The organism is Gemmatimonadaceae bacterium (assembly GCA_036496605.1).
In the GTDB taxonomy this organism is placed as follows: Bacteria; Gemmatimonadota; Gemmatimonadetes; order Gemmatimonadales; family Gemmatimonadaceae; genus AG2.
Map to the genome: position 1 here is coordinate 1 of DASXKV010000047.1, position 12,575 is coordinate 12,575.

A 12,575-nucleotide genomic window follows, 5' to 3' on the forward strand; every position below is an offset into this window, starting at 1 on the left:
GCACTACTGGCAAACCTGTTCGCGCGGGCGGGCCGAACGAACGAGGCGCAGCGGATCCTCGTCGGCTTGAGACAGCGTGCGCAGCACCAGGGTGAGCTCGCCGGCGAGATCGCGGTCGTGTATGCCGGACTTGGCGACAGGAAGGAGACGTGGGTGTGGCTGGAACGGGCACGTAGCGCCCACACGCTCGTCCTCGACGATGTCCCGCTGATACTCGACCAGCTTCGGCCGGATCCGCGCATCGATCTCTTTCGCCAGGAGCTGGGACTTCAGAATCGGTAGCGCGCCGACAATGGAAGCTCGAACCCGATGATGATCGGACGGTAAGCCCAGTTCTCGCGACTCAGTCTGTGCGCAATGCGACGGTCGGGTCTACTCGCGTAGCACGAAGCGCCGGGATGCAGATCGCAACGGCTGCCGTCGCGATCAGGGCGATCGGGACGACGGAAAGGTCATCAGGTCAGTCGCGCTGACACCAAACAGCAAACTCGCCATCACGCGCGTCAGCGCGACAGCACCGAAGAGTCCGACGACGACGCCGACGACCGTCAGCTCCATGCCCTGCCGCAGCACCATCAACAAGATGCCGCGCCGTTCCGCGCCGAGCGCCATGCGCACGCCGATGTCGTGAGCGCCTTGGGCGACGAGATTCGAGATCACAGCGTAGACGCCGACGATGGCGAGCAAGAGCGCGAAACCTGCGAACGCGCCGAGCACGCCTTTCCCGGCGTGTCTTCGTCGGGCAGGAACAGTCGGCCGCGCGCGGCCTTCGCGCCAAGTATGTGAAACAGGTTCGACGACGTCTTGAGCACCTCGACCCGTTGAGGTTCGGGAAAGGGAGGCTGACCGCCGCGACCAATCATAGTCCCGACGCGTCCCTGTGAGATCGACAGCTCGGAGAACGATCGATTCTCGTTCTTGACGTCCATGTACTCGCCCGGCGAGGGCCAGTCCTGGGGGATGTTGATACCGGGAGATCTGAGCCACAACACCGCGAGCCGATCTGGATCCGGATACGGGAGGGGCTTGAGCAGCAGAGCACTGACGACGCTGAAGATGGCCGTGGTCGCTCCGATGCCGATCGCGAGCGACACCACGATGACGAACGTCAGGCCGGGCGTTCGCCGGAAGGTGCGGAGGCGTATCGGACATCCTGCGGGAAATCGCTCATCGCTCGCTCTCTCTGTAGATGGCAGCCAATAGAGTAGACAAGTACTGCCGGACTGCCGTTAGGCTACTTGAGGGTGACGTTCGCGTTCGGAATGTCTCGATTGACCAGCGAGTCCACGTCGCCGAATTCCGGTTTCCTGGGGGCATCAAAGGGCCGCCAGAAGCCGTTGGGCTCCTCGGGCCCGAATGCGCCCATGTCGAGAGTCCCGTTGCCGTTGCGATCCTCGAACGCGCTGATCGCCCACCGGCCCGCGGGCACGTCGAAATGAAAGAGCGGCTCCTCGCCGGCGGCAATCCGGCGGGTCTGCGCTGGTCGCACGAGGAACCCGTCGGCCTGCCAGAGCGCGACGTAGATAACGTTCTTCCCGGAAGCTCCCACCACTCGGCCCGAAAGCTTGAACGTTTCCGAGAATGTGTTCAACGTCGCCGAGGCGCCGACGACTCCGACCAGTCCAATCGCCAGCAGCAGAGCTCGAAGTTTTTTCATAGCAGATGTCCGCAAGGTTGTGCGCTCTACGGAGAGAAATAGCGTTAGTGTCGGTTGCGAGGGACTGCGTTGAACGACGTGAGAAGAAAGCGACCACCGCGTGCGTCCGTTGCGGTGGCCGACGGCAATCGATCTGCGGCAGAACGTGATTGACCTGCTCGTGGTGGATTCTGTACAACGAGCGATGGCGGTCGCGCCCTTTGTGAAAGAGTTCGAATCATCACCGTCTCCTGGTGAGAAGTGATCGGTACGAACGTCGTTGTCAGCGCCACGTGCGGAGCAGTCATCGGTACTTGCGTACCCTGTTAACGGATGTCGTCGCTGCGTCCGTGGCGCGTGTTGCTCGGCGGTTGGCGGGCCGTGAGAAGTCACTGAAGCCAAGCGGTCGGCGCGCGAACGGCTCATTCGGATCGTCATCGCGAAGATCGTGTGATCGGAAGGCAGAGCGCGATCAACAGAACTGGTTCGAGGGTCTCATGTCGCGCTGAGCGGGGAAGGGAGACGACCGCCAGCGCCAGCGACACGACGCCACGTTGCAGCGGACAACGCCTACGCATGAGGCGAACGACTCTCCGCGTGAGCGGAACAGCTTTGAGCTCGAGCGGAGCAGCTATCCGTGCGGCCGGAACGCGTTTTCGTTCATGCCGAACGAACTTTCAACTCCGCCGATCATGGTTCCGTGCTAGCTGGCCGACCGTGAATTGGGCGGAACAACGCTCCTGTCGAGTGGACTCTGCGGACGGGCGAGCGGAACTCGTGTTACAGCGAGGAGAAGGTGCGCACCAGCAGCCGAACGACGCATGAGCGCGAGGAGAGCGACCGTCAGCATCAGCTATCCGAGCATCGCGCCTGGCGTGCGTCGTCGCACTGTCGCAATCACAGCGAGAGCGACGATGTCTCACCGACGATCCAGGCGCGGCTCGCGAGTACCAGTGACCTCACCGTTGCGCACGGGCGCCGGTGGACGAAGTCAGCTGTCGCGGCCGCCACGCGCGCGGACTCGGCCCTACCAACCCTTTGGCGGATCCGCTGATCTAACCAGTGGTTCCGGCGCGACCGACCCGATTGGGACCTGTGTAACCCGGTGGCGGCTCGTTGCGTACGGACGACGTCTTGTCAGTGTATCCCGGAGGCCCGGAATGTCCTTTTTGAAGCGGCTCTTCTTGACGAATACCCCCGCGTCCAAGCAGCGCGTGCGTGTCTGCGTGGAATGCGGCATGCCCGTGGCCGAGCACAAGGACTGGTGCTCCATCCGCCGTGGGCAGGTGGAGATGGAGCGACGAAAGGCTGAGGGGGAGTAAGATTTGCTTCGTGCGCTGCTAGGCGTCATCGCCCCCGCTGCGCCACGACACCTGGGCCACCGCCGCTCACCGCGCGTTCAAAGGCACGCATGTTGTCCGTTACCGGCACCGCGCGCAGATGATAGAGATCCGACAGTGCGTTCCACGCACCGCCCGCATAAGTCCGCGCGGCGCGGTAGCCGGCAATGTGCGCCCAGGCGGCACTCTGAGCATCCCACGCGCCGAACGGGTACGCAAAGAAGTCGGGGGCGCGTCCGAGATGCTGCTCGATGTCTGCGCGGCTCATCGCCACCTCGTTATGCAGTGCCGCGTGATAGTCGGGGAGGGCGGGATGCGTTCTCGTATGTGAGCCGACCGTCATCCCGGCGGCCTGCAGCTCGCGCAGCTGTTCCCAGGTCATCAGCTTCCTGTCCTTACCGATCGGCGTGGTGAACACGAAGAAGGTCGCCGTCAGTCCGAAGCGACGGAGGATGGGAAAGGCGTGGCTATACTGGTTCTCCCAGCCGTCGTCGAACGTGATCACCACGGCGCGATTCGGGAGGGTCTCGCGCCCCTCGAGGGCATCGACGAGCGCAGCGAATGAGACCACATGGTAGCCGCCGTCCACGAGGTACCGCATCTGGGCCACAAACACCGAGTCGTCGACGTCGAACACGCGCTGCTCGGCGGTCTGCCCTGGATGGTGCGGCATCACACTGTGGTAGACGAGAATGGGGACTCGGAGCGAGTCCGCCGCCGGCGCAGTCGCAGCGCGCGACGCGTGGTGCGCCGCCGCGCTCCCGCCAAGGGTCAGCACGGCCATGGCGCCGAACCACGCGCGTACAGGTAGACGCATTCGAATCATAGGGTCCAGCGCCGGAGCGGTGTTGCTCGTCTCAGAGGACGAGCGAGCGGCGCTCCTCGTCTCGAGTCAACCATCAGTCCCGTAACACTTCGCTCGGGTCGAGTCGCGTCGCGCGCCGTGCCGGGAGCCAGCTGGCGAGCACGCCTGCCGTGCCGAGGATGGCCACGACCGCAGCGAACGTCAGAGGGTCTGAGGGAGCGACGTCGTACAGCAGGGACCGCAGCAGCTGCGTCCCCGCAAGCGCGGCGATCAATCCCAGCCCGAGTCCGAGCGCCGTCAAAGCCGCGCCCTGACCGACGACGAGTCGCAAGACGTCGCGCCGCTCCGCACCTAACGCGACGCGGATACCAATCTCGCGCTTGCGTTGCGAGACGGCGAAGGCCATGACGCCGTAGATGCCGAGGACCGCGAGGACGAGCGCCGCGCTCGCAAACAGGGTGAGCAGAAGCGCGCTGAAACGCGCCTGCGCCATCGCGTCACCGACGCGGGAGACAAGGGTACGAATCTCATAAACTGGCGCGGTCGGCGCGAGCTCATGAATCGCCGACCGCGCCGGGCTCGCAAGCGACGTTGGATCGATCGCCGTGCGCAGAAATACGATCGCGTTCGAGCGCGGCACTTGATAGTACGAGACATACGCGTCCGAGCCGGGCAGCGAGTCGATGGTGTTGAAGCGAACGTCACCGACCACGCCGATGACCCTGGCGCTGTCGAATCCCCCCATCCCGATCCCGATCGTTCTCCCGACGGCTGACTCGTTAGGCCACAGCCGCCGCGCCGCCGTTGCGTTGATGACCATGACTTTGTCGCGCCCGCGGTCGGCATCCGTGAGAAGTCGTCCAGCGATAAGCGGCACGCGCAGCGTTTTGAACCACTGCGGAGTGACGAACTCCACCCCGATGGGCGGTTCGCTGCCGGTGAGGTGTTGGGCCTTGGGGCGACCACCCGCCCAGGCCATGGTTCCCGAGCATCCACCGGTGAGCGGCGGGCAGTCGCCCAGCGCGACGCTTTCGACGCCGGGCAATCCACGGAGCCTCGTCAGGAGTGTTTGATAAAATGTCGTCAACGAGTCGCCATGGTCATCACTGGTGGTCGTGCTGACGCGAAGAGTAAGGACGTTGTCGGGCTGGAAACCGAGGTCCACCGCCATGAGCTTCGCGAGGCTGCGCACCATCACTCCCGACCCGGCAAGCAGCACGAGCGCCAGCGCCAGCTCGAGCACGACGAGCGTGTTGCGCGTCGTCAACCGCCGGAACATGCCGGCGCGAAGCGCGTGACCGGTGGTTCCATCCTTGAGCGCCGCCGTGAGTGAGGGGCGCGTCGCCCGATTCGCCGGAACGAGGCCGAATAGAATCGCCGTCGCGACCGTTGCCGCACCGGCGAAGATGAGCGCTCGCCAGTCGAGGTGGATGGTCGCGAAGTCCACCATGCCAAGGCCGCCGGCCCGATGCGTGCCGAGCGAGCGCGCCGGGTCGACGGCCGACAGGGCGCGTGCGCCCCACCACGCCACCGTCAATCCGGCAAGTCCGCCGAGGGCGGCGAGCAGCAACGTTTCCGTGAGCAGCTGCCTGACGAGACGGCGCCGTGCGGCGCCGATGGCGAGCCTAACGGCGATCTCGCGCTGGCGCGCCGCCGAGCGGACGAGGAACAGGTTCGCAAGGTTCGCGCACGCGATGAGCAGCACGAAGGCGACGGCGCCGAGCAACACGAGCAGCGAGCGCCGGATTATCGGGTCGACGCGAGCGCGGTCGAGGGGCTTCGCCGTCGCCCCCCAACCCGACGTCGTAATCCCGCCCTCGGGATACGCGTCGTTGGCGCGCTTGCCGAGCGTCGCGACATTACCCCGGGCACGCGCGGCGCTGACGCCGGGGGCGAGACGAGCGACCATAGTGAACTCGTGATACCACGCCTCCTTGGCATCGAACATGTAGGCGCGTCGGGCGCCGATGGTGAACCAGAAGTCGGCGTGTCCCGTGAGCCCGGCAAAGTGCGGCGGAAGCACGCCAATCACCGTGTACGGCGCGCCGTCGATGTCGAGCTTTTTTCCGAGGACGTTCGGGTCCGCGTTGAGTCTCGCCTGCCAGAAGCGGTCGCTGACGAGCACGACGCGCTTTCCGTTCGGCCTGTTTTCCTCCGCGAGGAAGTTGCGGCCCAGAGTCGGTTGCACGCCTAACGTGGGGAGGTAGTGCTCGTCGACGACCTCGCCCTGCTCGCGCGTGGCCATGTCCTGCTGGAGCGTCACGGTTTCGCCGGCAGAGAGAGTGAGATCGGAGAACACCCGCTGCGCGTCGCGAAACACTTGCGCCTTGAGATAGGACCACGGTACATCGTCGTGCGGCGCGCGGCCGTGCCTCGCCGGGACCGTGATGCTGACGAGCATCAACCGATCGGGTGCCCGATAGGGAAGGGGACGCAACAGCATCGCGTCGACGGCACTGAAGATTGAGATGTTGGCGCCGATGCCTAACGCGAGCGTGAGAATGGCAACGACGGTGAATCCGGGCGCGCGACGCAGCGTACGGAACGCGAAGCGAAGGTCCTGCGACACCGTGTCGAAGAATCCGAGGCCGGACATGGTGCGGCTCTCCTCCTTGTGGTACGTCGTGTTCCCGAACCGGCGCCGCGCTCGTGCGCGCGCTTCCGCGGTAGATAGCGATTCGCGCCCGGCGTGCCGTTGCTGCATCTCCTCGATCGAGAGATGGAAGCGAAATTCCTCGTCCATCTCGCGATCGTACGAGCGTGGGCGGGTGAAGACCCGCCATCGGTAGCGCAGCGCATCGAGGAGCGACATATGAAGAATCCCTACCTATCGATATGCAGGAATTCTACATATGGCTTCAGGGGGACGGCAACTCTCACTTCAGGCCGTTTGAAACTCGGCGCTGTCTGGGAGCTGGCTTCGGGATCCCTACTCGGACCGCAGCGCGATCGCCGGATCCACGCGCGTCGCTCTGCGCGCCGGAAGGTATGCCGCGGCCAACGCAACGAGGCCAAGGAGGAGACACGCCGCGCCGAGTGCGACCGGGTCCACCGGCTGGACCTGAAAGAGGAGTCCGGCCAGGACTCGGGAGGTGGCCAATGATCCGAGCAGACCAGCAGCACCGCCTAACGCGATCACCGAGAGCGCCCGACTGAGTACGTCGCGCCGAACGCGCTCCGGCCCCGCACCGAGCGCCATCCGCAGACCGATCTCGCGCGTCTCCTCACGCACGGTGAAGGTCATCACGCCGTAGAGACCAATTGCCGCCAGGAGCAGCGCGACGAGGGCGAAGGCACCGAGGAGAAAGCTGCTGAGTCGTGGCGTAGCCAACTCCGTGCCCAGCAGGTCGTCGAACGAGTGCGCATCCCAGATGGTGAGCCGCGGGTCGACTCGCGCGAGCGCGCGCTGCAGAAACGGGAGCACGGTGGAGAAGTTCGCGCTGGTCCGCACGGCCACCGTCGTCGTCCATCCGCCGAACTGCTCCGAGGGGAAATACACGGTAGGCGTCGCGACGCGGAGCGCGCGCAGATGCGCATCACCGACCTCGCCAATCACGATCCGCCAGGTCACGGTGCCGCGGGTGAGCTGGCCCACGCGCTTGCCGATCGGATTCTCCCCGGGCCAGAGCTCCTCGGCGAGGGCGCGACTCACCACGGCCACTGGCGGCGCGCGCTCGTCGTCCGACGCGAGAAATGCGCGGCCGCGGATGATTGGAATACCCATCGTACGAAAGAGCTCCGGGCCCCCGACATCGAGCGACACAGCTGTCGTCGTGTCCCTCGTCGAACCGCCTTCACGAAGGAGGCCGATGACCGCGAAGTCGGCGCCCAGAAACGGCCGCGCCTCGACGGTGCTCAGCGCCGTCACGCCGGGAGTTGCGCGCATGACGGGCAGGACCTCTCTGCCGAGCGCGGCGATTTTGGCGGCCGAGTCGTACGTGACCATGGGAAAGCTTACGCTGAAGACGGAGAGGTGGCTCGGGTTGAAGCCGAGATCGAGTCGCTCGAGTCGCTCGAGGCTGTGAATCAGGAGCCCGGCGCCGGCGAGGGTGACGACGGCAAGCGCGGTCTGTGCCGCGACGAGCGTTTGCTGAAGTCGGCGTCTCTGGCGCGTCCGGCCGCCGGCCCTCGTGTCGATGCGAAGCGGTGACGCCAGGCTGCCACGCGCCACGGCCAGGCCTGGCGCGACACCGAAGAGGAGCGTCGCCAGGAGGGAGATCAGCGCCGCCGTCAGGACAGGCGCGCCCGCGAGCGAGATGTCGTCCAAGCGCGGCAGTTGCGCCGGCGCCGCGGCGACGAGTGCGTGGAGCAACGCCTCCGCCGCGAGGAATCCCGCCACGCCGCCGAGGATGGCGATGACGACGCCCTCCGCGAGCAGCGCCGACAGAATGTCGCCAAACGAGGCGCCGACGGCGCGCCTAACGGCCAGCTCGTGGCTGCGAGTCGCGGCGCGGAGGAGGAGCAAATTGCCGACGTTGAGGCACGCGATCAGAAAGAGCAGCACCACCGCCGCCGAGAGGATCGCGAGGATCGTCGTCGAGCTCCCGAGGACCTCATCGGCGAAGGTGACCGCCTCGGCGCGAGTGACGTGGAACCGTCCGACATTGTGCGATCTGTTGAGAGTTTGCTCATAGGCGCGTTCCCGGAACGCGAGCCACTCGGAGCGCGCGGCGCCCGCCGTCGCGCCCGGCGCCAGGCGTGCCACCGTGATGCCGGCCATGGCAGGCCCGGCACGCGGGTCGCCTTCATACGTGTACCAGTCGTCGACGCCGAACGGGAAATCGAGGCCCGGGGGAGCCACGCCGACGATGGTGTACTCCGCGAAGTGGTAGTCCGGGTCCCACGGGTCGCCGACGTCCTTGCCCAATATCGTCGAGTCGCCGCCAAACTTCTCCCGCCACGCCCGATAGCTGAGCACGACGGCGTGCCGCAACCCCGGCGCGTCGTCCGCCGACCGGATCAGCCGGCCCAGGGCCGGCCGCGCGCCTAACATCTCGAAGAAGTTGCCGCTGATGGCAACGGAGCGGAGGGAATAGGTGACGTCGCCGACGATGCTGGGCGATGCGACCTGGAGCTCGCCGACGCCAGCCACGTCGCGCAGCGTCCGGGTCTCGCGGCGGAACGCCTTTCGGTCATCGGTCGAGAGCCACTGCAGCTCATTGTTGCCGACGAAGGCGCGGAGCACGAAGAGCTGCTGCTGGTTCTGGACCGGAAGGCGCTGGACGATCACCGTCCGCACGATCGTGGACATGGCGATCGCCATGGCGATGCCGACCGCGAGGATCGCGGTGGTCGTGACCGCGATGGCCGGCGACCGCGCCAGGCTGCGGAGCGCGATGCGCAGGTCGGAGCGAAAACGGTCGATCATCCGTGCCTCACCGGAGCGGAAGCGCTCCGAGCAGTGAAAACCGCAGCGTCACGGTCGTAATATGCATCGCAAGCGCGTCGTTCGGGACTTCGCGTCGTTCGGGACTTCGCGCCGTATCGGATCTCCCGCAGCCTTTACGCGCGATAGGTATGCAGCTACATATTATATCTTCCTACGTGTAGACGACTGCCTATGCCTCGCGATGACAGTAGTGGTGCCGGGCGCGGCCCCCTCGGCGCCGGTACGCTCGAAATGCTCATCCTCAAATCGCTCGGCGCGGCGTCGATGCATGGGTACGGCATCGCCCAGCACATTCAGCGGCTCTCGCGCGATGTGCTGTCCGTCGAGCAAGGTTCGCTCTATCCCGCCCTCGAACGGCTCCAGGCCAAAGGCTGGTTGAAATCCAAGTGGGGACCGACGCCCACCGGACGGCAGGCGCGGTACTACACCATCACGGCCTCGGGTCGCACGCAACTCGGCGAGAAGAGAGCGGAATACGATCGCCTCGCGCTCGCCGTCGCCCGCGTAATGCGCGCCTAAGAGAACCGAAGACCAACCGGAGACGTTCGCATGTCCTTCCTGGATGGGGTGCGATACCGACTTGGCGTGTGGCTGCATCCCACCCGACACGCCCGACAGATCGAGCGCGAGATGAGGCTGCACCTGGAGATGGATGCGGCCCAGCGGGAGCACGATGCTCCTGACGAGGTGACGCACGCCGACGCATGGTTCGCGGCCAAACGGCAGTTCGGGAACGTTACGTATCTGCAGGAGGAGGCGAGGCGAATGACGGCCAACGTGTGGCTCGACACGATCGAACGCGACCTCCGCTTTGCCGCGCGCAGCATGCGACGCGCGCCCGGATTCACGATTGCCGTCGTTGTCACGCTCGCACTCGGGATCGGCGCCAACGCGGCGATGTTCTCGCTCGTCGACCGGCTGCTCTTCCGGCCGCCGGCGCTCCTTACGTCGCCCAACCGCGTACACCACATCTACACCGCGCAGACTGTCCGCGGCAATGAGGCCATCGGCAGCTACGGCCCGTATGCGCGGTACGCCGATTTCGCGAAGTCGACGACGTCGTTCGACCTCACCACCGGTGTCGCGCAGGAGGATCTCGCGGTCGGCATCGGCGACGCCTCACGCGAGATGCACATCGGCATCGTCAGCGCGAGCTTCTTCAAGTTCTTCGACGCCCCGCCGGCGCTCGGTCGCTACTTCGGAGCCGACGAGGACACACCGCCTAACGGCTCGGCGGTCGCCGTCGCGAGCTATGCCCGCTGGCAAACGGAGTACGGTGGCAGCCGCGCCGTGCTCGGCACGAAGGTGCAGATCGGGTCGGTGCTCTACACGATCATCGGCGTCACGCCTCCTGATTTCGCTGGCATCTGGAGCAGCCAACCACCCGCCTACTACGTCCCGATCACGACCTACGGCGCTGCGGAGGCAGCCGCAAACTCCTCCCCCTCGGAGCACTGGTGGACGACATACCACTGGTACTGGATGGAAACGATGGCGCGGACCAGGCCGGGCGTGAGCGATGCGCGAACTAATGCGGACCTCACCCAGGCCTTCATCAGGAGCATCCAGGCGGAGCGTGGTGGAACGAAGGAAATCTCACAGGAACGTCCGCGCGCTTTTGTTGGATCTATTCTCAGCGAGCGCGGGCCGAACGCCTCAGGCTTCGCGAAGGTGGCGACCTGGGTTGGGGGTGTAGCGCTGGTGGTGCTCCTGATTGCCTGCGCCAATGTCGCGAACCTGCTGTTTGCGCGCGCACTGCGACGCCGGCGTGAGATCGCTGTCCGACTCGCGTTAGGCGTGAGCCGCGCCCGCCTGCTCTCGCAGCTCCTCACCGAGAGCGTGCTGCTCGCCATCTTCGGCGGCATCGTCGGGATACTCGTCGCGCAGTGGAGCAGCATCGGCCTGCGCGCCGCGTTCCTTCCGAAGGACGCCGAAATATCGGTCTGGCGCGACGAGCGGACGATTCTGTTCGCCGGCATCGCGGCACTCGTTACCGGGCTTCTCATCGGCGTTGCCCCGGTCGTGCAAGCGCGCCGCGCCGATCTCACCGGCGATCTCAAGGCGGGAGCCCGGGAAGGGACTCATCAACGCTCTCGATTGCGCATCGGCTTGCTCGTTATGCAGGGCGCACTTTCGGTGATTCTCCTCGTCGGCGCCGGGTTGTTCGTCCGTAGTCTGAACCAGGTGCGCAATATCCGGCTGGGCTACGACGTCGGTCCAGTGCTCATCGTCCATTTGAATATGCGCGGCGTGCAGCTCGACTCCGTGTACCAAGTCGCGCTCAGACAGCGCCTCCTACAAGCTGCGTTGACGACGCGAAGCGTCGTCAACGCGTCCTTTCAGACCGGGATTCCATTCTGGAGCACTTGGAGCGTCGGTCTGTCGGTGCCCGGCATCGGTGCTGTCGGGCGCCTCGGGCGCTTCGACGTGAATGCGGTCTCGCCCGGCTACTTCGGAACGCTGGGGACGCGCATCCTGCGCGGGCGGGGCATCCTCGGCACTGACCTGGAGCACTCGCCGTTGGTGATGGTCGTGAGTGAAAAGATGGGCAGCACGCTCTGGCCTGGTGAGGACCCGATAGGCAAGTGCGTGCGACTCGGTGTCCTCGACACGATACCGTGCCGCACCGTTGTCGGCATCGCCGAGGACATCAAGTCGCACCAGCTGAGCAACGAACCGGACATGTACTACTATCTGCCGGCGACGCAGTTCAACCCGAACCAGACCGGGCTCTTCGTGCGTGTGCGCGGCGATGCCGCCACTGACGCGGATGCCGTGCGCCGGTCTCTCCAACGCGAGATGCCCGCGCCGTCGTACGTCACGACCACGCCGCTATCGCAGGTGATCGGCGGCGAGACGCGCTCGTGGAAATTGGGGGCGTCGATGTTCTCCGCGTTCGGGCTGCTCGCGCTCGTGCTCGCGGCCATCGGTCTGTACAGCGTCATCGCCTACAACGTCGCGCAGCGGACGCACGAGATCGGTGTGCGCGTGGCGTTAGGCGCACGCGCCGGGGATGTGCTCAGGCTCGTGATCCTCGACGGCGTGCGCCTCTCGATCGTTGGCGTTGGAGCGGGTGGGGTGATCGCCTTCCTGGCGGCACCACGCCTTGCGCCGCTGTTGTTCCAGGAATCCGCACGCGATCCGGCGGTGTACGCCATCGTGGCGATCACGCTCGTCGCAGTCTCCGTCGCGGCGAGCTGGCTGCCGGCATATCGCGCATCCCGCATCGAACCGACGAGAGCACTGCGTCACGAGTAAGAAGGGCAAAACGGCGCGAAGTCCCGAACGGCGCGAAGTCCCGAACGGCGCGAAGTCCCGAACGGCGCGAAGTCCCGAACGGCGCGAAGTCCCGAACGGCGCGAAGTCCCGAACGGCGCGAAGTCCCGAACGGCGCGAAGTCCCGTT

9 protein-coding genes are annotated in these 12,575 nt (G+C 65.9%); 3 read left to right on the top strand and 6 right to left on the bottom strand.

The features are described 5' to 3' along the window. Positions 1-282 (top strand): hypothetical protein (locus tag VGH98_17950; GenBank protein ID HEY2377861.1); only part of this gene is annotated, 282 nt, incomplete at its 5' end. A 144-nt stretch (positions 283-426) separates the two neighbouring features. On the opposite strand, the gene VGH98_17955 is transcribed toward VGH98_17950, so the two are convergent. From VGH98_17955 to VGH98_17980, 6 genes are all read right to left on the bottom strand, one after another. Further along, on the bottom strand, positions 427-687 hold the full coding sequence (locus VGH98_17955) for an FtsX-like permease family protein (protein ID HEY2377862.1): 261 nt from the start codon (positions 685-687) through the stop codon (positions 427-429). Further along, on the bottom strand, positions 657-1,094 hold the full coding sequence (locus VGH98_17960; GenBank protein ID HEY2377863.1) for a hypothetical protein: 438 nt from the start codon (positions 1,092-1,094) through the stop codon (positions 657-659). Before VGH98_17960 ends, VGH98_17955 begins: the two co-directional genes overlap by 31 nt. A 140-nt stretch (positions 1,095-1,234) precedes the next feature. Continuing rightward, positions 1,235-1,657 (bottom strand): DUF2141 domain-containing protein, encoded by a 423-nt coding sequence (locus tag VGH98_17965; GenBank protein HEY2377864.1) that lies wholly within the window; start codon positions 1,655-1,657, stop codon positions 1,235-1,237. A gap of 1,326 nt (positions 1,658-2,983) precedes the next feature. Continuing rightward, positions 2,984-3,793 (bottom strand): polysaccharide deacetylase family protein, encoded by an 810-nt coding sequence (locus VGH98_17970; GenBank protein ID HEY2377865.1) that lies wholly within the window; start codon positions 3,791-3,793, stop codon positions 2,984-2,986. A gap of 82 nt (positions 3,794-3,875) precedes the next feature. After that, complete coding sequence (locus VGH98_17975) at positions 3,876-6,593, bottom strand: ABC transporter permease (GenBank protein HEY2377866.1); 2,718 nt, start codon at positions 6,591-6,593, stop codon at positions 3,876-3,878. Between the two features lie 117 nt (positions 6,594-6,710). Beyond that, entirely contained in the window at positions 6,711-9,149 is a 2,439-nt protein-coding gene (locus tag VGH98_17980) for an ADOP family duplicated permease (protein ID HEY2377867.1), read from the bottom strand. A 192-nt stretch (positions 9,150-9,341) separates the two neighbouring features. Between VGH98_17980 and VGH98_17985 the strand changes: the two genes are divergently transcribed. Together VGH98_17985 and VGH98_17990 are read left to right on the top strand one after the other, a co-directional pair. Continuing rightward, the gene (locus VGH98_17985; GenBank protein HEY2377868.1) at positions 9,342-9,689 is read left to right on the top strand and encodes a PadR family transcriptional regulator; all 348 of its coding nucleotides are present in this window, start codon (positions 9,342-9,344) and stop codon (positions 9,687-9,689) included. 30 nt (positions 9,690-9,719) lie between these two features. Further along, positions 9,720-12,428: an ABC transporter permease gene (locus tag VGH98_17990; protein ID HEY2377869.1), complete on the top strand. Its 2,709-nt coding sequence runs from the start codon at positions 9,720-9,722 to the stop codon at positions 12,426-12,428. The last annotated feature ends 147 nt before the right edge of the window (positions 12,429-12,575 follow it).